Origin of the sequence: Paenibacillus terrae HPL-003, from assembly GCF_000235585.1 — a bacterium.
Taxonomy (GTDB): domain Bacteria; phylum Bacillota; class Bacilli; order Paenibacillales; family Paenibacillaceae; genus Paenibacillus; species Paenibacillus terrae_B.
This window is the reverse complement of sequence record NC_016641.1, coordinates 4493682-4519090: the sequence shown is the minus strand read 5'-3', so window position 1 is coordinate 4519090 and position 25409 is coordinate 4493682. Positions and strand designations below refer to the sequence as shown.

At 44.6% G+C, this 25409-nt stretch carries 22 protein-coding genes; 11 read left to right on the top strand and 11 right to left on the bottom strand.

Annotated features, from left to right (window positions below; genetic code table 11):
- Positions 1-183 precede the first annotated feature (183 nt).
- The 4 genes from treR to HPL003_RS20295 form a co-directional block, all read right to left on the bottom strand.
- A complete protein-coding gene (treR, locus tag HPL003_RS20310) occupies positions 184-945 on the bottom strand; it encodes a trehalose operon repressor (RefSeq protein ID WP_014281628.1) in 762 nt (253 codons plus the stop codon).
- Positions 946-1018: 73 nt separating this feature from the next.
- Positions 1019-3004: a PTS system trehalose-specific EIIBC component gene (treP, locus tag HPL003_RS20305; RefSeq protein WP_014281627.1), complete on the bottom strand. Its 1986-nt coding sequence runs from the start codon at positions 3002-3004 to the stop codon at positions 1019-1021.
- 97 nt (positions 3005-3101) lie between these two features.
- Complete coding sequence (gene treC, locus HPL003_RS20300; protein WP_043922822.1) at positions 3102-4829, bottom strand: alpha,alpha-phosphotrehalase; 1728 nt, start codon at positions 4827-4829, stop codon at positions 3102-3104.
- Positions 4830-5056: 227 nt separating this feature from the next.
- Entirely contained in the window at positions 5057-6076 is a 1020-nt protein-coding gene (locus tag HPL003_RS20295) for a peptidoglycan DD-metalloendopeptidase family protein (RefSeq protein WP_238533401.1), read from the bottom strand.
- A gap of 214 nt (positions 6077-6290) precedes the next feature.
- Between HPL003_RS20295 and HPL003_RS20290 the strand changes: the two genes are divergently transcribed.
- Both HPL003_RS20290 and HPL003_RS20285 read left to right on the top strand, forming a co-directional pair.
- Entirely contained in the window at positions 6291-7043 is a 753-nt protein-coding gene (locus tag HPL003_RS20290; RefSeq protein ID WP_014281624.1) for a response regulator transcription factor, read from the top strand.
- The gene (locus HPL003_RS20285) at positions 7040-8830 is read left to right on the top strand and encodes a sensor histidine kinase (protein WP_014281623.1); all 1791 of its coding nucleotides are present in this window, start codon (positions 7040-7042) and stop codon (positions 8828-8830) included. The genes HPL003_RS20290 and HPL003_RS20285 overlap by 4 nt, the downstream gene beginning before the upstream one ends.
- 140 nt (positions 8831-8970) lie before the next feature.
- Here the strand turns inward: HPL003_RS20285 and HPL003_RS20280 are convergent, their stop codons facing one another.
- On the bottom strand, positions 8971-10188 hold the full coding sequence (locus HPL003_RS20280; protein WP_014281622.1) for a MalY/PatB family protein: 1218 nt from the start codon (positions 10186-10188) through the stop codon (positions 8971-8973).
- Between the two features lie 238 nt (positions 10189-10426).
- On the opposite strand from HPL003_RS20280, the gene HPL003_RS20275 reads away from it, so the two are divergent.
- Complete coding sequence (locus HPL003_RS20275; RefSeq protein WP_014281621.1) at positions 10427-11134, top strand: helix-turn-helix domain-containing protein; 708 nt, start codon at positions 10427-10429, stop codon at positions 11132-11134.
- Positions 11135-11222: 88 nt separating this feature from the next.
- Here HPL003_RS20275 and HPL003_RS20270 read toward each other — a convergent pair whose 3' ends face one another.
- Genes HPL003_RS20270 through HPL003_RS20260 form a run of 3 tightly spaced genes read right to left on the bottom strand, consistent with a single transcriptional unit; the run spans position 11223 to position 13393 of the window.
- A complete protein-coding gene (locus HPL003_RS20270) occupies positions 11223-11825 on the bottom strand; it encodes a sugar O-acetyltransferase (RefSeq protein WP_014281620.1) in 603 nt (200 codons plus the stop codon).
- 15 nt (positions 11826-11840) lie between these two features.
- Complete coding sequence (locus tag HPL003_RS20265) at positions 11841-12440, bottom strand: DUF1349 domain-containing protein (protein ID WP_014281619.1); 600 nt, start codon at positions 12438-12440, stop codon at positions 11841-11843.
- Between the two features lie 44 nt (positions 12441-12484).
- Positions 12485-13393 (bottom strand): ROK family protein, encoded by a 909-nt coding sequence (locus HPL003_RS20260; RefSeq protein WP_014281618.1) that lies wholly within the window; start codon positions 13391-13393, stop codon positions 12485-12487.
- Positions 13394-13720: 327 nt separating this feature from the next.
- Between HPL003_RS20260 and HPL003_RS20255 the strand changes: the two genes are divergently transcribed.
- The 3 genes from HPL003_RS20255 to HPL003_RS20245 all read left to right on the top strand — a co-directional run bounded on the left by HPL003_RS20255 (position 13721) and on the right by HPL003_RS20245 (position 15871).
- A complete protein-coding gene (locus HPL003_RS20255; RefSeq protein WP_014281617.1) occupies positions 13721-14056 on the top strand; it encodes a ribosomal protein L7/L12 in 336 nt (111 codons plus the stop codon).
- Between the two features lie 80 nt (positions 14057-14136).
- On the top strand, positions 14137-14616 hold the full coding sequence (gene ybaK / locus HPL003_RS20250; RefSeq protein WP_014281616.1) for a Cys-tRNA(Pro) deacylase: 480 nt from the start codon (positions 14137-14139) through the stop codon (positions 14614-14616).
- 88 nt (positions 14617-14704) lie between these two features.
- Entirely contained in the window at positions 14705-15871 is a 1167-nt protein-coding gene (locus HPL003_RS20245) for an oxalate decarboxylase family bicupin (protein WP_014281615.1), read from the top strand.
- A gap of 179 nt (positions 15872-16050) precedes the next feature.
- On the opposite strand, the gene HPL003_RS20240 is transcribed toward HPL003_RS20245, so the two are convergent.
- The gene (locus tag HPL003_RS20240; protein ID WP_014281614.1) at positions 16051-18072 is read right to left on the bottom strand and encodes an NAD(P)/FAD-dependent oxidoreductase; all 2022 of its coding nucleotides are present in this window, start codon (positions 18070-18072) and stop codon (positions 16051-16053) included.
- Between the two features lie 690 nt (positions 18073-18762).
- Here HPL003_RS20240 and HPL003_RS20235 point away from each other — a divergent pair.
- Positions 18763-19092, top strand: coding sequence for a DUF3817 domain-containing protein (locus HPL003_RS20235; protein ID WP_014281612.1), 330 nt, complete (start codon positions 18763-18765; stop codon positions 19090-19092).
- A 162-nt stretch (positions 19093-19254) separates the two neighbouring features.
- Here the strand turns inward: HPL003_RS20235 and HPL003_RS20230 are convergent, their stop codons facing one another.
- On the bottom strand, positions 19255-19506 hold the full coding sequence (locus HPL003_RS20230) for a YolD-like family protein (RefSeq protein ID WP_014281611.1): 252 nt from the start codon (positions 19504-19506) through the stop codon (positions 19255-19257).
- Positions 19507-19688: 182 nt separating this feature from the next.
- Positions 19689-20258 (bottom strand): TetR/AcrR family transcriptional regulator, encoded by a 570-nt coding sequence (locus HPL003_RS20225; protein ID WP_014281610.1) that lies wholly within the window; start codon positions 20256-20258, stop codon positions 19689-19691.
- A 136-nt stretch (positions 20259-20394) separates the two neighbouring features.
- On the opposite strand from HPL003_RS20225, the gene HPL003_RS20220 reads away from it, so the two are divergent.
- From HPL003_RS20220 to nikC, 4 genes are all read left to right on the top strand, one after another.
- Entirely contained in the window at positions 20395-21858 is a 1464-nt protein-coding gene (locus HPL003_RS20220) for a DHA2 family efflux MFS transporter permease subunit (RefSeq protein ID WP_193372643.1), read from the top strand.
- A 211-nt stretch (positions 21859-22069) separates the two neighbouring features.
- Positions 22070-23611: a nickel ABC transporter substrate-binding protein gene (gene nikA, locus HPL003_RS20215; protein WP_014281608.1), complete on the top strand. Its 1542-nt coding sequence runs from the start codon at positions 22070-22072 to the stop codon at positions 23609-23611.
- Position 23612: 1 nt separating this feature from the next.
- Positions 23613-24557, top strand: a complete 945-nt coding sequence (gene nikB, locus HPL003_RS20210; protein WP_014281607.1) for a nickel ABC transporter permease — start codon at positions 23613-23615, stop codon at positions 24555-24557.
- Positions 24554-25408, top strand: coding sequence for a nickel transporter permease (gene nikC / locus HPL003_RS20205; RefSeq protein ID WP_014281606.1), 855 nt, complete (start codon positions 24554-24556; stop codon positions 25406-25408). Before nikB ends, nikC begins: the two co-directional genes overlap by 4 nt.
- Position 25409 lies beyond the last annotated feature (1 nt).

Here is a 25409-nt window from a genome sequence, read left to right as displayed (position 1 = left end):
AGGGTAGGACTTCGTCCCCTTATGCTAATGTGTTATAAAGTGTTTCTATATTCAATTCTAAGTTTTGTAACGCGTTTCATGTCAAGTGTTTTTTAATATTATTCTTTTCCCCGTTCATGGAGGTTTCCTCGTTTTAATGTGCATTTATCGAGTTCAATTTATACAAAAAAGAAACCCTCGTCTTCAAAAGACAGGGTTTCTGGATAGATCCGATTTTTTCTCTTCCCCGTTAGCACGTCTGGCAAAGTTGACAAATTGGAATTTGTCCAGCCGATGCCTTGACTCGGTGTACTGGAACAAGGTAGTATCTTCCAGATAGACATAATTGCGCACTACTACCACGTGAATATAGTTGTTGAGATCCATCAGCTTATGATCTTCTTCGCTTGCATCTTCTACGGACACTACTTTTTTGGCATAACTAATTCGAAGATGAAGCTCATTCTCCAGATATTCATAAATGGATCCGCTGCTAATCTCCTTGGTAAGCACAGGCACAATATCTGATCGAAAATAATCTTTATCCAGAATAACGGATTCGTCTTCAATCTCACGTGCGCGAATCACTTCCCAGACAAGATGCCTATGCTTGTCGAGCTCAAGATGACCGGCTATTTCTTCTGAAGCCGGAATCAAGCGATTCTCATGCACAACCGTACGTGATTTACGCCCGATTCGTTCGGACATCTCTTTGAAGCTGACCAATCCGCCAACTGGAAAATCCATACGCCCGATATCCAGTACAAAGGAGCCTTTAGCTTTTATTTTATGGATATACCCATTTTGCGCAAGCAAGTGAAGTGCCTTACGTACGGTCTCACGGGAAGTATTATATTCCCTGGCCAGTTCATTTTCAGAGGGCATCTTCGTGCCTGAGGCTAATTCACCTGCCCGGATTCGTTCCAAATAATCCTGATAAATTTGCAGAAAAATATTCGTTGTCAATTATCATCACCACGTTTATTGTAGCATTCTTTCACTTCAATTTGGCGACCTATATTCTTTTTAAGTTTGTGATTTATTCTTTGCCTACAGATAAAGGCTTTAAGTGAATTTTCATAGAGATATATTGCAAATCGTTCGCCTCACCTGGTAGTTCTTCAATCGACTCAATTATTTCCTGACCATCTGGAACAATTACTGGTGTAATAATCGGGTATCCGGATTTCTGGATTAGATCACGGTCGAATTCCATCAGCAATTGTCCTTGTTCGACGGTTTGATCTGTCTTCACATGCATAGTGAAACCTTCACCCTTTAGCGACACGGTGTTAACGCCCACATGCACCAGAATCTGTACACCTGACGTATGCTCCAGAATCAGGGCATGGTTGCTCTTCGTCATAATATGGATGACCTTTCCACTGAAAGGGGCAAAAATTTTACCCTCCTCTGGTTGCACCGCAATTCCTTGTCCCATCTGACGCTCGGCAAAAGCCGGATCAGGAACCTGTTCCAGAGGCACAATACGTCCCCGGACCGGAGTCATGACTTCAAGTACATCGAGCGCGGAAGTCTTATGGTCAGCGCCTTTTGTCTCGGCAGGTATGTTAGCATTTGGCGACTCTGCCTTAGTCAGATCTGATATTTGCTGACGCTTATTTAGTAATTTTCCATACGCTAAAGTTAAGCTGAACGGCAGAATTAGCACGATCGCCATTCCAATGAAGAACACGCCCCAGTTCATAGGGAAAATAGACAGGAAACCTGGAATCCCCCCAACACCGATTGAAGAAGCCATGACATGATTCACCGTTAGCAATACACCTGCAATACCAGAACCTATCATTCCGAATACAAATGGATATTTATAACGGATGTTTACCCCAAAGATCGCCGGTTCCGTGACACCCAGAAAAGCAGACACGGATGAGGTAAAGGCTAGCCCTTTGCCCTTCTGATCCTTTAATACCAGCATCATAGCCAGTGCACCAGCACCCTGAGCGATGTTGGAAAGGGCCAGCATCGGCCATAGGAAGGTACCGCCCTGTGTTCCAATTAATTGTACGTCTACGGCCAAGAAAGTATGGTGCATTCCCGTAATGACGAGCAGCGCGTAAAGACCTCCATAAATCAGCCCTCCCAGCGCAGGAGCCAGAGCGAAAACGTATACAAGACCGCTCGTAATCGCATTACCGATCATAAAAGTAACCGGTCCGATAACCGTAAATGCAAGAAATCCCGTAATTAATAATGTAATCGGTGCGACTAATAACAGCTTAAATGAATCGGCTATTCTGTTGTTCAAGAATTTTTCAATTTGTGCCAACACGTAAGCGGATACGAGAACCGGCAGAACCTGGCCTTGATAACCGATTTTGTTCACTTCCCAGCCGAACAGATTCCATACTGGAACCGTTCCCTTCGTAACTGCATCTGCATAACTGTAAGCACTGAGCAGGTCTGGATGAACCAGAATCAGACCAAGTACAATCCCGAGTAACGGGCTACCACCAAACCGTATAACTGCCGACCATCCGATCAAGGCAGGCAGGAACGTAAAGGCGGTACTGGCGATCGTATTAATAATTGCAGCAAAATCAGTCCATTGTGGATAGACCTGAACCAGAGACATTCCCTCGAAGAAAATCCCCTGGCCTGTCAAAATATTATTAATTCCAAGCAGTAAGCCTGCGGTCACAATGGCGGGCAGTATAGGGATAAAAATATCTGCCAGTGTCTTGATAGCACGCTGAATCGGATTCTGTTTCTTGCTGGCCGCATTTTTAACATCATCTTTGGAAGCCCGGTTGCCGCCTGTAATTGCAATCATTTCGTCATACACCTTATCAACCAGACCTGGCCCAATGACGACCTGATACTGTCCTTGTGAGGAAAATTGGCCTTTGACCAAATCATTTTGATCCAATGCATCTTTATCGACCAGCTTGTCGTCATAGAGGGCGAACCTCAGACGGGTTACACAATGGGTAGCAGCCTCAATATTATCTTTGCCGCCAACGGCTTCTATAATTCGTTCCACCTGTGCTCTTTCAATCGGCATTTAACTCACTCCCTTAATTTTAATAAAGTAGCAGCCCCGGTCGCCATGGCAGTAAGGAACCCGGGGCTATTGGTTGTTGCCACACTATAAACTGCGTCTAACGAAGGAGCCACATATAGGAAGCATATGGGGACAATGTGATAGACTGCTTTAATTCCGGCACTTGCTCGGTATTGCCAATTAACAGTTCCGCTGAAGCCAATACCTGAGCTTGTAGTTGTGAGTAAAATGAATCAGGTAAATCGAATTCAGCCTCCCGCCCGCTAAAATTAGAGATAACGATCAGAGTCTCCTTTTCATTGCTGCGTTGGTAGGCATATATCTGAGGATGGGTCTCGTCCAGTCGCTGATAATTCCCATCCGTAATGACTTGCACCACCTTGCGCAGTCTGATCAGCTTTTGATAATGATGGTAGATGGAGTTCGGATCCTTTAACTGGGCCTGCACATTGATTTGTGGATAACGCTCATCTACCTTGATCCAAGGAGTACCAGAAGTGAACCCCGCATTTGGACTGTCATCCCATTGCATCGGCGTCCTCGAATTATCACGGGATCGCTCCCGGATCATATCTAATGCTTCTTCAGCACTCTTACCCTGCTCTTGCAAAATACGATACATATTTAGAGATTCCACATCTCGAAATTCTTCGATATCTGACCACTTCGGATTGGCCATACCAATCTCTTCGCCTTGGAATATATAGGGCGTTCCTTGAAGTCCGTGTAGTGTGGTCGCCAGCAGCTTAGCGCTTTCTGCATGGTATACGCCATCATCCAGAAAACGGGAGATCGCTCGTGGCTGATCATGATTGTTAAAGAACAATGCACTCCAGCCGCCACCCTTTTGCATGCCCATTTGCCATTTCGAGAATAGGCTTTTCAGCATTTCAAAATCATAGGGCATCAGTTCCCACTTTTGACCATTCGGATAATCTACTTTTAAATGATGAAAATTGAAGGTCATGGACAATTCTTTTTCCTCTGGATTGGAGTAACGGATGCAGTGCTCCAGCGACGTTGAGGACATCTCACCCACAGTCACGTTATTATACTTTTGAAATACTTTTTCATATAACTCGTGAATGTACTCATGTACGCGCGGACCGTCCGTATAGTACTTGCGTCCGTCGCCCGGAGCAATGCTGATATCATCACTCAAGAATCGCTGATCTTTGGAAATTAAATTAATCACATCCAGTCGGAATCCGCTGACTCCCTTTTCAGCCCAAAACTCCAGCAGATTTACGACTTCCTGACGTACTTTCGGATTTTCCCAGTTTAGATCTGCCTGAGTTTTGTCAAACAGGGTTAGAAAATATTGATCTGTCGTTTGATCATACTGCCAAGCGGGTCCACCGAATTTAGACTTCCAGTTGTTAGGGGGCCCGCCATCGGGTGCAGGATCACGCCAAATGTAATAGTCCCTGTATGCATTATCCCTTGATTGTCGTGCCTCCTGAAACCAGACATGTTCTGTCGAAGAATGATTTACTACAATATCTATCATCAGATGCATTCCACGCGCTTGGATCTCCTGACTCAATTCCTCGAAGTCCTTCATAGTCCCAAAATCGGGGTTGATCCTGCAATAATCGGCTACATCATACCCGTTATCACGCTGCGGGGAAACATAAACCGGCTGTAACCAGATAATATCAACACCCAGTTCATATAAATAATCCAGCTTTTGTGTTAATCCTCGTATATCACCTGTTCCATTACCCGTTGTATCACTAAAGCTTTTGGGATAAACCTGATAGACCACCGATTTGCGCCACCAGTCCGTATCTTGATGAATCAAAGCTTTGTTTATCGATTGCATCATACTCGTTCCTTTCTCGCTAAATTAAACATTATAACGCTTTCATCATTCTTGTATATACAAGAATATATCATGTATATACAAGTTGTCAACGGATTTAAAATCGCATTCTGGTTTGTAATGAGAACGATATTTTTCAATAACTTGTTGTCGGATATAAAAAACAAAGGTTGATCATCATATAACCGAAGATCAACCTTTGTCTGAGAATTTGAATTTTTTTGATATTACTCGGCTGTTATTGTCTCTCCCTGCACAGGGGCAATGTGGTTTTTCCAATTGATGTTGATCGAACGAGACTTGAATAAATCTGCACCGTCTGACACCTGAAAATGAAGATGTGCTTCGCTGGAATTGCCTGAATTACCAAGTAGCCCGATTTCATCGCCACTCTTCACCTGATCCCCTACCTTCACTTTGACAGAGCCTTTCTTCATATGGGCTAGCACGCTATATTCCCCGCCATGGTCAATCACAACTTCATTCCCGGCAGGCACCTTCTCGTTCATCACGCCGACAGGTTCGTTATCAGGAATGTTATTTACGACCGAGACCACGGTTCCGCTTGCCGGCGCAAGAATCGGTTGTCCAAAAGCATAATAGCTTGTATTTTTCAGCGGATCACCTTTATAGGAATAGCCATCTTTTTTCTGTATAAGGTCATAGGCATATCGCTGGCTTTCATATTCATAGTGGTAATTCACGAGTGCATTGGTTCCACCCCAGGTAACAAACCATTCCCCCTTCAATGGCCAATCGTATTTGATTTTGGTCAGGCGATTGTCTGTTTCCGGCGAAGGGGAAAGTTTCTTGGCCTGAAGCCCCAATATAGTTCCCTTCTCATCAAAAACAGTGATCAGCCCTGTTTTCCCTGAGTCGCTTATCCATGAACGTTGTTCGCTGCCATTGAGTTTCATGACTGACGCCTGCTTAAATGAATCAACACCTTTTAGAGAATCAGGAGCCGCTTTTACAAAATCAGCTTCGCTCAGTCGCTGTTTAAACGCATTGCTGAATTGGTCATAAACCTCCGCGTACTTGCCCTCAAGCAGTTTTTCCGGTACCTCCTCTGGCTTCACCGTTTGGTCCTTTGTATTTGTTGTTTCATTCGGTATGTCTTTGGCCACTTCCGAGTTTTCTCCTCCACCTCCGCATGCCGTTATAAAAGCAGCAAACGCACTTACCACCAGTACCATTTTGCCATAGTGGAAGATTTCCATTCTGTTCTTTCTAGTTGCCTTCTTCACTGCTGCACCCCCGTTTTTGTGTATATTATTATTTTATCTACCCCATTCTAACAAGACGGTCTTAGATCCCGTGTAACATCACTTTAACTAAGCCTTAACTCTTTTTCAGATCTACAGAGCACAATTAAGCTTCCGTTAAGACAACGCTTCGTTCATCTCTGAGGAATCATGATATGATGGAAGAGATAAGGATAGAAAAGAAAGGAATGAAAGCATGAACAATGCGGCAATTTTACTTGTCGACGACGAGCAATCCATTCTTGAGCTCATGCTGACCGTCCTACATAAGGAAGGCTACACGAATGTCGATACGGTAATGACCGGTGAAGCGGCCATTACTGCCTGTGAAGGAAAAATCTACGATTTGATCATATTAGATGTTATGTTGCCAGGACGCAGTGGAATCGAAATATGTCCGTTTCTCCGTCAAACGACGGATGCTCCCATCTTGTTTTTAACCGCTCGGGAATCTGATTTTGATAAGCTGACTGGGTTCGCTGTTGGCGGCGATGATTACATTACCAAACCGTTTAATCCGTTAGAGGTTGTTGCACGCATACGTTCACAACTACGACGTTACCTAGCTGCCAATCTTGCTGTCAAAGAATCTGGATCTGCACAGCCCTCCAGAAAAATGAACGCCATTTATGACTATGGACATTTTCAGGTCGATGAAACAGCCGGCGAGCTTCGCGTTGAGCAAACAGTCGTAGCCTGTCCTGCGCTAGTCTTCCAATTGTTGCTTTTCTTATGTAAAAATCCCAATCGAATTTTCAGCAAAAGCGAGCTATATGAAGCCGTCTGGGGAGAAGAAGCATTAAGCGATGACAATACCGTCATGGTACATATTCATCGCATCCGAGAACGAATTGAACCTGATCCTGCCAATCCATGCTTTATCGTAAATGTTAGAGGACTTGGCTATAAGCTCGTACAAGCGAAAATAGGGAGTTACCGACGGTTATGAATATCAAACGCAAGCTAATGATACGATTCGTGCTACAGTTGGCCACCGCTGAGGCTTTTGCGTTTCTGATTGCTGCTGTTACGTTCTTTTGGGCGTATCAACGCTTGGTCGATATCCGCCTCTCCAATGATTTTGCCTCTGCTGGATTAGCTCAGCTTGCAGCGTCCTCCGAAATAGGCAAGGACGGCATACGCTTTGATCCACTTTTACTAGAGCAGGTCAAGAAAAACGGCGGCTGGCTGCAAAGTCTTGACGAAAACGGGCAGGTGGATCAGTCCTACAATACGCCACAAGATGTACCGAAGAAATATGCGCCCGGTGAGTTCGTCTCTTATTGGACAGGTACCCGCTCCTTCCCCTATGGGCTTTCTCTTTGGGTGCAGGAGAAGGATGGTCGAACTTTCACGCTGCTATATGGTCAGCCTAATCCTATAGGCACCCTATTAAAAACAGTAAGCAGTCAGGGAACATTGTCTTCGGATGAAAAGCTGATATTGCCCCATGAAGTCACTGCCCGTCTCAAACAGCTTGGTGGCTACGTACAATTGCTGGATACAACCGGATCGGAGCTTGCTTCCTATAATCGGCCGACATCTGCACCGACAGCCTATACTCTTCAGGAGCTTTCCCTTCGCACCATGTACAGTGAAAGATACGGCTTCCATCTCTCCTCCGAATATATGGAAGAAACGGGTCGTACATGGGTCATTAGTCTTCCGAATGCTGGCGGTGTTGCTACAGGCAATAGCTGGCTTCCTCCCGAGGAAGAGAGAACGATACTAAAGTCCATGGTCGCCATGTTCTCAGCTATTTTTCTTTCCTTCCTGCTTCTCTCACTGTGGCAGGCGCATCGCTTCGGAGTCCCGTTACTTCATATGCTCTCCTGGCTCGATGCACTCGGTAAATCCGTATATCAAGAGCCTGTTGATCATAGTGGCATTCAACGCAGCCGGATGAGTTCAGGCAAATGGAAGCGCCGTTACCTCATTTTTGCGGATGTGATGGATTCTATTGATAAGCTCTCAGGTACCCTGCAAAGAGATCAGGTACTACGTCAGCAAACCGATAGTCTCAGAGAAGAGTGGATTGCCGGAGTCACCCATGATCTGAAAACACCGCTTGTTTCCATCAAAGGTTACGCGCACTTACTGGCTGAGCCACAATATGACTGGACCGCAGAAGAAGTTCGTAAATTTTCGGGTACAATGCTGGAAAAATCTGCACACATGGATATGTTGATTAACGATCTTGCCATGAGTTATCGCTTAAAAAGCGGTGCCCGTCCCCCAGAATCTGAGGAAATTGAGTTGAATAGCTGGCTACGGGAAACGTTAGAGCAGGTGGGCACTGACCCTTTTTATAAGAAAGAAGCTATTTTGTTCCAGCCTGCTCCTGTCGACATCTTCGTTAAGCTATATACGCCTTGGCTAGAAAGGGTCATTAACAATTTGACTGCCAATGCTCTGCTTCATAATCCGCCCGAAACGACACTTACTGTCTCGGTTATATCCAGCGAAGGTGGTAAAGGGTTCACAATAGAATTTGCTGATAACGGGAGAGGAATGGATGAAAATACAGTAAGCCGATTATTTGAGCGTTACTACCGGGGGACCAACACCTCTGCGACGCCGAACGGAACAGGTCTTGGTATGGCTGTATCCAAAGGGCTGATCGAAGCTATGGGTGGTCAAATTACTGTTGACACGACTTTGGGGAAAGGCACGGTCATTCGCCTTATTTGGCATGACGTTATGGCTAACAATGAAAGCGGATTGGACAGGAAATGAAGAACTATTTATGATGTAGACGTGTAAAGGCCGCCCTCGATCGATTTGAGGACGGCTCTTTTTCATGGATACGATTTTATCGTTTCTATGGGGATCGATAATTGGGAATGATCCATACATATCTATATATTAACAAGGAATTAGGTGGGATTAAGTATTAATGGATTTTCAGTTAACATCTTGCATATTCTTCTTAGGCCCTCTTCCAGCATGGACCTCGGACAAGCCAGATTCAGACGAATGTATCCCTCAGCGTTGGCAACAAACATCTTTCCGTCTTCCAATAACACTCCGGCATGATTGGCAAAAAACAGAGGCAAATTCTCTTCATTTGGTACGTAGGCGCTGATATCAACCCATGCCAGATAAGTCGCTTCCGGAATATGGAATATAGCTTCGGGCAAGTAACGGTTCAAATATTGCTTGGTATATATAAAATTCTCGTCCAAATAAATTTTTAATTGCCGCAGCCACTCATCTCCATGCAGGTATGCAGCTTGTGTTGCGACAATACTAAGCGGATTTTCAAAGCCGTAATGACGTGCTTTCCAGGTTCCCCTGAGCGTTTCATTGGGAATGATGACATTCGAAAACATCAGCCCGGCCATATTAAATGTTTTACTAGGAGCCATACACGTGATAATCCGATCTGAGTCTGGAAAAAGTTTAGCCATCGGGGTGTGGACTTGCCCGTTCCTCAACAAATCGCAGTGTATTTCATCCGATATAATCCAGACCTCATTTTCAAGACAAATCTTCCCTACTCTCTGTAACTCTTCCGTGGTCCATACACGGCCAGATGGATTATGCGGATTACAGAAAATGCATAGAGACACCTTTTCATCTCTAGCTTTCGCTTCCAGGTCTTCATAATTAATCGTATAATGCCCCTCTTGATTCATTAGCTCTGAACACACCAGTTCCAAGCCGTTATAATCCGCCGCAGCCTTGAAGAAGGCATAGGATGGGGTAAGGATCAGTACTTTTTCATCCGACTTGCAAATGTATTCAGCCAGCTCATAGAGAGCAGGAATGATCCCCGGTGAAGTAACCAGCTCCTCCTGTGAAAAAGTCCAGTTATAATACCGCTGCGTCCAACCGACTACAGCAAGGTAATAGTTGGGATCAAACACCTGACTATAGCCAAAAATCCGTTTATCCAGCCGTTCCTTGATGGCTTCAATAATCTCAGGAGGTGTGGCAAACTCCATGTCAGCGATCCACATGCGGATAAATTCATCATCCTTATAAGGAAAGACCATATCACCCTCCGCCTTAAAAATATACTCCCGGAAGCCATCAGTGTTCATGGCGTTGGTTCCTCTACGATCAATAACCTCATCAAAATCATACTTCACGCTTTGTGTTCCCCTTCCTGTTTCCGTCCCTGCTTCTCATGAATGGATTCATTATGGCATACAGCTCTCCATAGATTCAAACACAATAAAATCTATTCATATGAAACAAATCATCATTTTTGTTTCGTCAGAATACTTAAATTGCGCGTAAAATGGTATAATTTTTATGAATATAGCGAAACGTATACAAAATCATCATTTGCAATATTCTCAGGAAACATGATTGGGAGAGTGAATAATGCATAATATCAATCAGGAAGTGGGTAAAAAAATCAGAAGCTTCCGCAAAATTAAGGGATTGACCGTTCAACAACTGGCAGACATGATTTACAAAAGCAAAGCTACGTTATCCAAATATGAGAGTGGCGATATTACCATTGACCTCGTCATCTTGTACAGCATTGCAGAAGCGTTAAACGTTCAGGTAGAGCAGCTTCTCTATATCGAACCGAGGCAGCCCTCCACGTTGATTCACACACTTCCCTCCACTTTTTTCAAGAATTCCACCCGGTTTTATTCTTATTTTTATGATGGACGAATCAATAAGTTGGTCAGATGTGTAGTGGACATGCTGGCGCAGCCGGATGACAATCGTTATAAGACGATGTTATATATGAATGTTAAAAATTTTGAACATTATCAGGAATGCGAAAATACATATTGGGGGCATACGGAGCACTATGACACACTGACCACCCTTATGCTCAAAAATCAGGCTACCCCTCTCGAAAATCTGACCATCAATATTCTAGCTTCTTTCCTGGAATCTGAGCAGAAGTGGGGTCTTATGTCCGGCGTTTCCTTTCGCCCCTTTATGCCGATTGCTTTAAAAATGCTTTTTTCGAGAACACCCATACCAGAAACTCCCGAGCTAATTCATGAGCTTAAAATTTCCAAAGATGATGTGCGAACCATGAAAATATACAATATGCTCGCTGTGACCTGAATTATCATCCCGAAAAGGCTATCCCAAAGGCCACAAAAATGGCGGACGGGACAGCCTCCTTTCGGTGAGCTGATAGTTGTTATGAAATCTAGTTGTAGTCCAAATGAGCAAATTGCTTCTTATCCTCATCTGTAATTTCACGCAGTACTCTACATGGATTTCCAACGGCTATTACATTGGCTGGTATATCCTTAGTTACCACACTCCCAGAACCTATAATGGTATTGTCTCCAATACTTACTCCCATATTGATAATTGCGCCTCCACCAATCCATACATTGTTTCCGATGGTTACCGGGAGCGCATATTCATACTCTTGAACTCTCAATTCATGATGCGTGGGATGGTTCACTGCATAGATGCTGACATTTGGCCCGAGCAGTACATGATCTCCAAACGTAATTGGAGCACAGTCCAATACTGTAAAATTATAATTGGAGTAGAAATTCTCACCCAACGTAATATTGTATCCATAATCACAACGAAATGGAGGTTCAATAAAAAAGGTCTCGCCCGTTTTACCTAATATCTGCTTCAGCAGTTCATTACGTTTTTCTATTTCTCTAGGACGCAGAGTATTGAAGTCAAACAATACTTCCTTAGCGTATTGCCGATCAATCAGAAGCTCCTCACTTATCCCTTTATAGGGCTTACCCGCCAACATTTTTTCTTTTTCACTCTGATTTTTCATCATAAGAATGCTCCTTTACATCGGTGGATCTATATGAAGATCGGCATCCGGCATTGTAGTTACCCAGCGTGTAAAAGTAACCTCAAAGCCGACACGAGTTGGCGAACATAAAAAAGGACCAGCTTGTTTTCCAGATTTATAAGGAAAAGGTGCCACACGCACTGTGCGCCAACCGTGAGCTTCTGTCCGGGCACGGATAATCACTGCATCGTTCATCCGCGAAGCGCGCAAGGTCACTTCCTCACCGACCCAATCCGGCACAGCGGACAATGACCAATCTGAATAGCCGTTGGTTACCACGACAGCCAATTGGGGAATATTGTCGTTGATTTCAATCCCCGCTTTAATCCATTGCTCAGGTCCTTGATACAGCATAATTCCAGCCTGGTCATAGAGTTCATTAAAGGATGCAAGCTGAAATGTGACCTCTATGGCCTCAGAATCTTCCCAATTTGTCAACAAAGCATGTCCGCTGCTGCGATCAAATCCGTATAATGTGTTTTTCCAGTAGTCACTTCCCTCTTTGGCTGTCACCTTGAGGGTATCGCCATCTTGACAAGTTGACAATGGAGCATTGGTCCATGTTCCCGTTTCCCATAATAAATTTTTTTTCATAATAGATATCATCCTCTACGGAATTATAGATGTATGTCAGATCTCTATTTTCTTTTTTCTACCAATTGCAAATTGTACGTCAGACTTTCAAGAGTCACCGAAATCAACCCGTTCATGTATTCATCATGCGTATCGTTTTTCACAAAAATCTCAGGCATATGCTCTGCGGGTATATCCTTAAGACAGCCCGTATAAATATCGTTCAATAAAGCAGTCTTGGATAATTCTCCGGTCAAAGCGATAGATACAGGATCAATGACAGCAATAATGGAAGTGATCGTCTTTATAGCTAGTGGAACGAATCCCTGAGCACTTTTTATCTGCTTGAGCTGTTCTTCTCTTGTCATATCAAAGGGTAAAAAGGAAACTTCGCCTGCAAACTTAGTATTTCCTTTTAACAAGTGTCCATCGACAATAAAGCCAGCTCCCGGAAAGTTATCCTTGGGAAAAGTAACAATGGCGAAGGTTTTGTCCTCATCATAATTTTGCATTTTATAAAATCCGTAGACTGTTAAATGCATATCATTTTCAATGGTTATTTCCAGTCCGTATTTGTTGTGAAGCCGCGGCCCCAAAGAAACTCCTATGAGCAGGTCGATATCACACACACCGACAACTCCTTGATGTACAACCCCAGGAATACCAATGCCAACCGCTTTGACATTGGCATAGATGTTAATGAGCTCTCCAATTTGGTTCTCTATGACCTCATAATCAATATGAGGCACAATCGAGGTCTTCTCTACAATGATTTCGCCCAGCAAATTGGCAACCGCATAAGTGAGAGTATGCACTCCGCCTTCTGTTTTCACATGTAAACAGAGAATATAGGAATAATCGGCGTTATATTTATATCGCCTTGCCGGGCGCCCTCCGCTGGATTCCTCCAGCTCTGTCTCCAATACTTCCCCAGTTAGAAGAAGCTCTTTCAGAATATTGCCGCAGGTAGCCACACTGAGTCCTGTTATGCTCGCTATGGACGACTTGGTGGCATATTCAAGAGACTTCAGTGTATTTTTGATTAACTCCACATTAATTTGTTTGACTCGGATTGCATTATTGGGGACTGGCAGTATTTGAATCCTCTCCTTTTTCGATACTTATTAAAAGCACTACAATAAGATGTAATATAACGCTCTGTCCGCAAAAAGTCAATTTGTAGCCACGGGGCAACCTTCTTGTGGAAATCATACTAATTCCGCATGTTATACTATTTGTAATTAAACGATTATTAATGTGACAGCTCTGAGCAGAAATCAGAAAATAAAGGGGGAACATTAGTGGAAACTATGGAATTTATAGCATTGATCGCGTTGATCATCTCCGTCATACTTTTGATCAAAGTCTACAGCTTGCAAGCTCGGCTTAATGACTTGAAATCCGATGTAGAGCGTCTTGAGAATCGTTCTGGAATGTCGGGAACATCGCTGTCAGGCACAACCGCTACCGCACCACCACAAGTGCTAAACTCGGATGTCTCAGAGAATATCAATGAAAGGCTGCTCCAGTTGATTAGAGAAGGCAAAAAGATTCAGGCGATAAAAGAGCTAAGAGTAGCTAGAGGCCTCTCCTTAAAGGAAGCAAAGGACTATGTAGATGGCTTGGAACGACTCTAGCTATGAGAACCAAATAATTCTGCCGAGGTATATTTGCAACAATTGCCTCGGCAATGGCTTAGAAAGGACGACGAAATAAGATGAGTGCGAGCAAAACAAACGCGATGCGAATATTGGATGGACAGAATGTAAACTACAAAATCCTGAGTTATGATCATCAGGATGGAAAAATAGATGGTATGAACGTAGCCGAGAAAATCGGAAAATCCCCGGAAGCTGTTTTCAAAACGTTGGTTGCACATAGCAAACAGCTTCTGTTTGTTTTTGTGATTCCTGTACATAAAGAGCTTGATCTCAAAAAGGCTGCCAAATCAGCGGGAGAAAAGAAAATCGAAATGCTTCCGGTCAAAGAGCTGCAAAAGCATACGGGATATATCCGGGGTGGCTGCTCTCCCATAGGAATGAAAAAGCTCTATCCTACTTTTATTGACCAACCCGCAGTAGAGTTGGAAACTATTGTTGTGAGCGCCGGGAAAATTGGAACCCAACTGGAGTTAAGTCCGCAGGATTTAGTCCAACTCATTGATGCACAGTTTGCGGATCTGGCTCAGAAAGCATAAAACCCTCCAAGAGTTCATAAAATCTTTATGCGGATTTTCTCTTATTCTAAGATTGATGAAGCCTCAACTTGGAGAGGAAGATCAAATGATGCATAATGATTGCTTGAAAAATGCCCGAGTGCCGCAGCCCATCAGAAGTGATGGCGCTGGAGGCATCGATAAGGGTCCCCGGGATGTGATGAGGGATTTGCAAAATCCCGACATGCTGGTTCCACCCGTAACAGATAATGGACTTATTCCGAACATGAGGTTTTCTTTTTCAGATGCCCATATGCAGTTGAATCACGGTGGATGGTCAAGAGAAGTAACCGCAAGGGAGCTACCCATTGCTACAACTCTTGCCGGAGTGAATATGAGTTTGACACCGGGCGGCGTACGCGAACTTCATTGGCACCAGCAGGCGGAATGGTCTTATATGCTGTTGGGGAGTGCCCGTATTACAGCCGTCGACCAAAATGGCCGGAATTTTATTGCTGATGTGGGTCCTGGTGATCTCTGGTATTTCCCACCCGGCATTCCACACTCTATACAAGGTCTTGAGGAAGGCTGCGAATTTTTGCTGGTTTTTGATGACGGCAACTTTTCTGATTTGAACACGTTATCCATTTCCGATTGGTTTGCACATACTCCAAAAGATGTACTGTCTGCCAATTTCGGCATTCCTGAAGCTGATTTTTCGTCCATTCCTCAAGAACAAGTATACATTTATCAGGATACCGTTCCTGGTTCAATCCAAAGCCAAACGGTTTCCTCTCCCTATGGTACGATACCTCAATCCTTTAAGCATGAATTACTCGCTCAGCCCCCCATCAAAACGCCGGGTGGAAGCGTACGAATCGTCGATTCCTCCAATTTTCCGATATCCCAAACGATCGCCGCTGCTCTTGTTGAGATTGAGCCTGGAGCCATGCGTGAAATGCACTGGCATCCCAATAATGACGAATGGCAATACTATCTTACCGGGCAAGGCCGAATGACTGTTTTTGGCGGAAATGGCGCGGCGCGCACGTTTGATTTCAGAGCCGGAGATGTTGGATATGTTCCTTTTGCTTTCGGTCATTACATCCAAAATACAGGCTCGAGCACGCTATGGTTTCTTGAAATGTTTAAAAGTGATCGCTTCGCTGATGTTTCCCTGAACCAATGGATGGCTCTTACCCCCACAGAGCTCATTCAGAGCAATTTAAATGTTGGTACCGATGTGACCTCTAAATTGCGTAAGGTAAAATGGCCTGTCGTCAAGTATCCTGGTTAACGAACAAATATAAGGTGCTGTCCCAAACCGCCGACTACATCCCTTTACCGTTATTAGTTATCCATAGCTAATTAGTATACAAAGATATAGGCTGCCGGCTAAAGTCGGAGCCTACATCTTTGTAGCATTATGACTGGAGCAAATTGCTTCCGGGCTTCTGTTCTCCCCTCTTATATGGCTTAGTAAGAATAAGAAAACTCATTTTTGAATTCATCCACCCGTTGGATGATATGCAGAATATTCCGACCTTCACGAGTACCATCAATAATACGACGAGCTTGTTTACTGTCCCCGATATTCACGACTTCCACTTGATGTTCCTTACCGTATTCCAGCAAGCTGTCCATAAGTGGACTGAACGAGCGCATTCCCAAGCATACGAAACCGAGATCAAAAGGAATCTCAAGCTCCTGTTCTCCGTGTTTTACTTTGAAACGGTCGCTGCACACTTCTGTCAGAGCAGTTTCCGTATGAACGTTCACTTCCCGCTCCTCAACCATTTTCATCATGGAAATACGGGTAATCATATCAAGGTCTTTGCCCAGTAACGGCATCATTTCAATAATAGAAACTTCTTGAGCACCACGTTCTGCGTAATATTCGACAACGTCCAATCCCACGGCTCCGCCACCTACTACAGCAATACGTTTGCCTTCAAACTCTTGGAAGCTCTCCATATTGTGCAAAAGATCAAAGATAGAGAATACTTTGGTACCCGGTTTACCCAGTTGATCATGCAATCCCGCAATCGGCGGAAGCAGTGGTTTGGCACCTGTTGCATTTACAATAATATCGGGATTTAAAGCCGTAATCATCGGCAGATCCGCTTGGGTTCCTGTGATAATATCCAGATTGGCCAGTTGTTTGGTACGTTGAATCAGATAATCTGGGAAATCATTGATACGCGTTTTGTCTGGTAATCGTGCAATATCACGAGCCAAGCCACCCAGCTCCGGATTTTCTTCAAAGAGGGTTACTTTACAGCCTACTTCGGCCGCTGTACATGCCGCTTCCATCCCAGCGGTACCACCACCAATAACAACAACCTGAACATCGTTTTTAACTCGTTGTTTCCGGTATTCAGCTTCTCTGAACAGGTCAGGATTTACCGTACAGCAAATCGGTTTGCTCTTGGAAATACGGTGATCGGCACAGCCGATGTTGCAGGAAATACATTTTCTAAGCAATTCTTCATGGCCATTCTGCACTTTAAGTACCCAGTTCGGTTCTGCGATCAACCCTCTTCCCATAGCCAGAAGATCAGCGTCGCCTCTCAACAAAATATCCTGTGCTGCCTGCGGACTCCGAATATTACCTGAGGTCATGGTGACCTTACCGAATTTTTCTTTTACCGCTTTGGCCATATAAGAGCGCCAGCCATCCGGCAGGTTCATTCCATCAATCTGAAACTGGATGGAATCATTCAGAGCAGCAGACACATTCAGAATATCTACCTCATCATTCAAATACTCCAGCAATTCCAATGTATCTTCCAGTGTGTTGCCGCCTTCTGTGAACTCTTCCGCACTAAAGCGTAAGCAGATTGGGAAGAATGGGCCAACTACCGAACGAATTTCATCAATCACCAATCTGGCAAACCGTGTGCGGTTTTCTGCACTGCCACCAAATTCATCCGTACGTTTATTATACATAGGGGATAGGAACTGGCTCAGCAAGTAGGAATGACCCGCATGTATTTCCACACAGTCAAAGCCGGCCCGTTGCGCTCTTCCCGCTGCCTCTCCGTATTTGCGTACAATGGCGTAAATTTCTTCTTTTTGCAAAGGTCTTGGAATCGCTCCACCCTTTTTAGAAGGAATATTCGAAGAAGATACAGGCTGAACTCCATTCAATCGCCCAGCATAAGCGGAAGCACCTGCGTGGTTAATTTGGACAGAGACGCAAGCTCCGTAAGAGTGCAGGGCTTCTGTTAGTCTAAACAATCCGGGGATAAACTGATCATTATCCATACGCAACTGGGTCGTTCCGTTCGTACCCATTGGGAAATCCAGACAAACATTTTCTACGGTTATCAGGCCGGTACCACCTTTGGCCCGTTGCACGTAATAGTCAATATGATCCTGAACGAAGCTTCCGTCCATAGCCGCAAAGTTAGTGCCCATCGGTGGCATAACAATCCGGTTTTTTAACGTCATGCGACGTATGGTCAGAGGTTCAAAAATAGCAGGATAGTGGTTCATTGTTCTTCCTCCTTGCGAGTTTGAAGATTTCATGCTCAAGTTTTCATCAAAGCATTCTCACATGTGATTTTTTTCACTTTTAGGAACATCGAGGTACTTTTGAGTACGACCGTTCCTTATGACTTGATTTTATATCATCCGATCTATAAATTCTAATGCTATTTTATGTGTTGAATCATAGTTTCAGTCTATATATTATGTTCAAAAAAGGAACACTCTGCTGAGGAATGTCCCTTTTCTGTCATAAAATATCATGTTTTATTCCAGTGCCTGCCTCCCGGCATGTTCTTTTGAAGCCGAAGTGTGCACGCTCAATCCGCCCTTCGCTCACATACTTGTCGAACAGCTTGCACATTTTAGCATATCCATCTTCCCTAAACGCAGGTGCATATACTGCGGCTTCAGGAGAGGTGTTCACATAATGCAGGAAAAATCCTTCGTTGATTACCTGTTAACAACTCATCACGCAGAAGGCCCAGTCTAAGTCTTAAATTCATTCATGTAAATGTAAAAATCCAGACATATCGCTGGGGTAACAAGATCGTTCATCGGGTTTGAATATCCGTCATTTTCCTTAAAAACGAAGAAAAAGCTGTAAATATTCAATATATCGTAACTTTCTACCGTTTAACAAAATCATTTTATAGGCTATATTAAATTTTAAGTAATAGTAACAAGGGAGGTTTATTCATGTTCAAAAATGCCTTTAAGACATTTGGCGTCATTGGTAATATTGAAGCAATTTCATATCTGTTGCTCGTATGTATCGCTATGCCGCTTAAATACGCAGCCGGGATGCCGCAAATGGTAAGATGGGTCGGTATGATCCATGGTATACTGTTCGTGACTTATGTAGTTGCGATTGTGGTCATGCTGATTTTGCGAAAGCTTTCGGTATTGCAAGGGCTTGTGGCCCTGATTGCCTCACTGCTGCCATTCGGGCCTTTCATTTTTGATCGTAAGGTGCTGAAGAAAGCCGAAGCGCGCGATAATGGTGCTACTCCGGTAAAAGCTACATAGGAAAGTCAAAGAAAAGACTCCGTTGACATAAGGATTCTATAGCACAAAAACACGGCTTTTTCGAGGTTACATAACCCCGAAACGGCCGTGTTTTGCTCACGTTAACAATCCTTCAGACAATTTCATTGCTTCCTATTATGTAAAATGGTATATAAACCCTGCTTAATCTCTTGGGTAATTCACACTCATGATATCCATAAAAGGAACTTTGTCCGTTTCACCATTACTCTCTACATGTACTCTGCCCGTTCTGGGATCCATTTTAACGATCTGCCCGCGGGTTGTCTCCTGACGCCCCCATACGGTCAACACAACTTCGGATTGCTCTTGCTGCGCTTCTGCAAGCTGATTCCCGATTTCCTCCAGCACAAATTCATCCCGGGTAGGCCGTTTGGCCACCTTCGCCTTTGCCACTTGCTTTCACCCTTCCTTTACTGCAAAATCAAATTCATTCCATTTTACCATACTTTTCATCATTTGGTGCTGGTAATCTGAGTTAAATCGTGGCATTTGCGTATAAAAAAGAGCCGATTTCTCACGAACAAGAAAACCGGCTCTCAAAGCTGGTCAGCCAGGAAGCAATTCCATATCCATTTTTATTTGATCAGCTGTGGAATGTAATCCGCCACATTATAAATAGGTGCGCTGCTCTGCTGAGTAAGGGCCAGAATTAAGGCGCCTTCCAGCATGGAAATAATAAGTACTGCCAGACTATGTGCCTTTTCCTCCGTCCATCCCGCTACCTGAAGACGTTCCATATAGATATGTTGCCAATCTGTAAACGTATTCACGCAGGCACGCCGCAACGATTCGCTGATGCAGGAAGTTTCCGCAGCGGCCCAAAATCCCATAGGCATAAAGCCATTAAAGTTCGTTTGGTCTGCTTCCGCAGCTGTATTGCGGATGAAATCCTGTATGGCGAGCACAGGGTCCTCTTTCCCTGATAGCGTTTCTTTCAACTTGTTCTTAATAAACTCATTCCCTCTTCTGATGCACTCCAAAGCCAATTCCTCTTTGCCACGCGGAAAATAATAATAAAGCGAGCCCTTCGGTGAGCCACTCTCCGCAAGAATCTGATTGAGTCCGGTAGCATGGTAGCCCTGATGAAAAAAGAGCTTAGAAGCGGTTTGCACAATATTTTCATATGATTCGGGTTTAGCAGCCATATACAGCATCCTTCATTAATAAAATATTTAAAATTTTTTTTGACAAAAAAATAGCTTCACGTTTATTATATGTAGACCGATCGTTATAATTCAATACCCATCAATTTATTGGAGGAACAAAAACAACATGAGTACAATGAGTCAAGCAAGCCCGTCGTCTGATCCCAAGACGTTCAAGGTGCTGCCTATTATGATTGCCCTGCTGCTTAGCGGCTTTATCGGAATGTTCAGTGAAACGGCGTTGAACATTGCGCTGAATGATTTGATGCAGATTTTGCACATTACAACAGCAACAGCCCAATGGCTGACCACGGCCTTTCTGCTGACACTCGGTATTTTGGTACCTGTATCGGGTTTGCTGCTTCAAACCTTTACGACAAGACAGCTTTTCGTCACATCACTGCTGTTCTCTATTGCAGGTTGTCTCGTTGCTGCGTTAGCACCAACCTTTGCAGTGCTATTAATCGCACGCATTCTTCAAGCCGTTGGTACGGCACTGTTATTACCGTTGATGTTTAACACCATCTTGATCATCTTCCCGGCTGAAAAGAGAGGCGCAGCTATGGGGATCATCGGATTAGTTATTATGTTTGCTCCTGCGGTGGGACCTACGATAGCGGGTCTGGTGCTGCAAAATCTGTCCTGGCACTGGATTTTCTGGATCTCCCTTCCGTTTCTGATTCTTTCGCTGATTTGCGGTATCTTGTTTATGCAAAATGTTTCGCAGATTACAAAGCCGAAAATTGACATTCCATCTATTCTGTTATCTTCCATTGGCTTCGGTGGTGTTGTGTTCGGTTTCAGTAAATCCGGAGAAGGCGGCGAAGGCTGGGCTAGCCCGGTTGTTTTGCTCCCTCTGATCATCGGATTGGTATCTTTGATTCTATTCTCAGTACGCCAGTTAAAAATGAAGCAGCCTATGTTGAATTTGCGCGTCTTTAAATATCCGATGTTTGTTATCGGTGTTGTGATGGTCTTCCTGTGTATGATGACGATCCTTTCTACAATGCTAATTCTCCCACTCTTTTTGCAAAAAGGGCTGGCCTTGTCCGCTCTGTCTGCAGGATTGGTGCTTCTGCCCGGCGGAATTATCAATGGTCTGTTGTCACCCATCATGGGCTCCCTGTTCGATAAATTCGGTCCAAAATGGCTCGTTATTCCGGGACTTGTGATCGTTGCCGCTGTCTTGTTTTTCCTATCCGGCCTTACGACGACATCAGCTATCGTACTCATTATTGTGCTGCATAGCTGCCTGATGATCGGCATTTCCATGATCATGATGCCAGCTCAGACGAACGGTCTGAATCAGTTGCCGATGGATCTGTACCCGGACGGTACAGCCATTATGAGTACGCTCCAACAAGTTGCTGGTGCAATCGGTACAGCCGTGGCGGTCAGCATTCTCTCCAAGGGCATGGAAAGCTATTTGAGCCAATCCAGCATGCCGAAATCTGTAGAAGAATTGGCGAATGCTATGGCGTTCGGATCGCAGAATTCTTTCTTCTTTGCCTTGATCGTCAGTGTAATTGGATTAATCCTTGCGTTCTTCATTCGCAGAGTTCATGTTGAAAAAGGGGCTGCTCAAGCTCCTATGCATTAATAGACAGGTTCACAGGTATCTGAAATAAAAGATATATCTTACAAAGCGAAAAGGCTGCTCGACCGTATTTCCACGGTTAAGCAGCCTTTTTCATATGAAGCTATATTCATATTCATATGATTACATATTTACAAAACTCCCCCATTTGGTTACAATATGCTTCACGAAGTAAAACGTAAATATTACGATTAATATCAAGGAGGAAAACCTGTTGTTTAAACTTCAGCATTTTAAATTGTTTATACCTGCGTTCATAGCTGTGATGATGATGTCAGCATGCTCTTCATCACCAGCAGCTTCACCCTTTTTATCTACTGCAAACCCGCAAGATAAAAGTATTACCTTATTATTCAATGTGCAAAGCCCTTCTGTAGATCCACATACCGATGTGAATTACACAGCCGTTCGCGCAGGAGTTGGTGAAACTCTGATCAAGGTGAATCAGAACCTCAAGCTGGAGCCTTGGCTTGCAGAGAAGTGGAACAGTAAGGACGGACAGCACTGGACTTTCCATATTCGTCCGGGTGTGACCTTCCATAGCGGTAAAACCGTCGATGCCGCCGCTGTCAAGACATCTCTGGAAAGAGCGCAAAAGCTCAATCCATCGGTTAAAAACGCACTGCATATCCATGATATGAATGCGGATGGACTGATTTTGAACATTACGACAGACAAGCCTTTCCCGGCGTTCGTATCCGAACTGGTGCATCCGAACACAGCTGTGATCGACACAACTGCGGTTGCTGATCTTCCATCCGGAACAGGTCCGTTCAAGGTTGCCAGCTTTCGGGCCAGCAGTGAACTGAATTTGGATCGCAATGACCAATATTGGAACGGCGAAGTGAAATTGAAGCATGCCAAGTTCATGTTTAACGAAGATGCAAATGCGCGTGAGCTTGCATTTCAAGCCAAGAATGCAGACATTGTGTATCGCCCGCCGATTGAAAGTCTGGAGCTGCTGAAGGCCGATTCCACCGTTAAGGTCGACTCTTTTCCCAGCTTGCGAACACATCAGCTCATTTACAATATGAACAACAACGATCTGAAAAAGACGGCTGTTCGTAAAGCATTCGATCATCTGATCCATCGGGATGAGATTGCTAGTGGTATCATGTCCGGTCAGGGGACTCCTGCTCAGGGTCCATTTCTGCTCGATTTCCCTTTCTCACCGAAATACGCTACGAAGAAGTTTGACTTGAGTACTGCACGCGAAGGCTTCAAACAAGCTGGATATACAGTGCAAAACGGCAAAGTAACAACGCCCGATGGCACATCACTTCATTTGACGTTGCTAACTTATCAGTCAAGAGCGGAGCTTCCACTCATTTCACAGCTCATTCAGGCTAACGCCAAAGAGCTTGGCATTACGATTGATATCCGTCAGGTCGATAATATTGATGAATATCTTGCGGCTAATCAGGATTGGGATTTGGCAACCTACAGCAACATTACAGCCCCACGTGGCGATGCAAGCTATTTTTTGAATGCGGCCTACATGCCGGAGGGTGCACTGAATTATGGACGCGTGCATCTGCCAGAGCTGGAAGCTATGATTACCAAGCTGAACACGACGGTGGATGAGGAGCAACGCAACAAACTGGCGCTCGAAGCCGTCACGTTGATTGACCAGGAAAACCTGCAATCCTTCCTTGTTCATCCGAATAACGTAGTAGCTTATCGTAATTATGTACATAATTGGGTAACAAGCCAAAGTGAATACTATTTGCTGACCCAGGATCTGGATGTGAAATAGTATGCTTAAACTTATCGCCAAAAAGCTTTTCGAACTGGCATTGTTCTTTTTAATTCTTTCCTTCGTCAGCTTCTTTCTGCTCAAGCTTGTTCCGGGCGATCCTGTCCGGAGCATCCTTCGGGTGGATGATGTAGCTGTCTCCAATCAGCAGATTGCAGATATGCGCACCCAGTTGGGTCTGGATCAGCCGTTGCCTGTGCAATACGGCAAGTGGCTGGTACAGTTGCTTCAATTTGATTTTGGACAATCATATTTGACTCATCGCCCGGTCATCACCGAATTTATGGAGAAACTTCCTTTTACACTCCTGCTCACCGGAGGTTCTCTGTTCATTATGCTGCTGATTGCTCTCCCATTGGGAACGATGGCAGCGTTGTACCGTAATTGCTGGATCGACAGCGCGAGTCGCATTTTTTCTTTAATCGGCTCCTCCATTCCCAGCTTCTGGCTGGGTCTCTTATTGATCGAATGGTTTGCCGTTAAGCTCCACATCTTGCCGTCCATGGGTGAGGGAACATTCCTTCATTTGGTACTCCCTTCTCTGACGCTGGGACTGGCGATGGCAGCCGTCTATGTGCGGATGATTCGTGCGAGTCTGATCGAAAGCTCGGGACAGGACTTTATTAAAGCAGCACAAGCACGCGGGATCAGTCCAGTTCGCATCTTTTTCAGACATATGTTCCGTCATAGTTTGGTTCCGCTCATTACGGTATTCAGTGAGAGCATAGGTAGCCTCTTGGGAGGTACGGTTGTGATTGAGGTGCTGTTCGCCTATCCGGGGCTGGGCAAATGGATTGTAGATGCGATTGCTGCCAGAGATTACCCGATTATTCAGGGCTATACGCTATTTATGGCCGTGTTTATTGTAGGTATTAATATTCTGGTAGAGCTGTCCTACCGTTGGGTGAATCCTGAAATTGCTTTGAAGGAGAAACGTTTATCATGATAAAATCCATAGATGTGGAAGACAGGCAGCTCGCCAGGCGGCAATTGTCCAAAAGATGGATTGTAGCAATCTCCATCATGCTCCTCCTTATAGCAATTACAGTGCTGCCCCACCTTACTCCGCAAGATCCGTATCGTATCCAGATGGGGAGTCGGCTCCAGCCCATCAGTGTTGATCATTGGCTGGGAACCGACCATTTGGGCCGAGATGTGCTATCGAGGGTGATGGGAGGACTTCGGACGACCGTCGGAACCAGCCTGTTGATTTTAAGCGTTTCGCTGGTTGTCGGAGTTCCGCTTGGTCTTCTGTCAGGATTCGCAGGGGGCTGGGTGGATCGTGTGTTCAAACGGGTGATTGATGGATTCATGACCTTACCCGATTATATTTTTGCCATTGTACTAAGCGGACTGCTTGGTCCGGGCTTGATGAATCTTATTTTCGCTGTAACCGCAGTCAAGTGGGTTAGCTATGCACGGTTGGTGCGCAGTACCGTTCTAGCTGAGAAGCAAAAGGATTACATCTCGTTATCTGTTTTGGCAGGTACGCCCTCCTGGCGGATTGTCATGCACCATATTCTGCCCCATACGATTGGAAATGTACTAGTGCTGGCTACGCTGGATATCGGCAAAATCATTTTGATGATTGCCTCCCTTTCCTTTTTAGGCTTAGGGCCGCAGCCACCGATACCGGAATGGGGTGCCATGTTAAATGAGGGACGAGCGTATTTTCAAATGGCTCCTCACTTAATGCTGGTTCCTGGAGTAGCCGTTGTGCTCACGGTACTACTGGCAAACGTGCTTGGAGACAAGCTGCGTGACCGATATGATGTTAAAACCCGAACGGAGGAGTAAG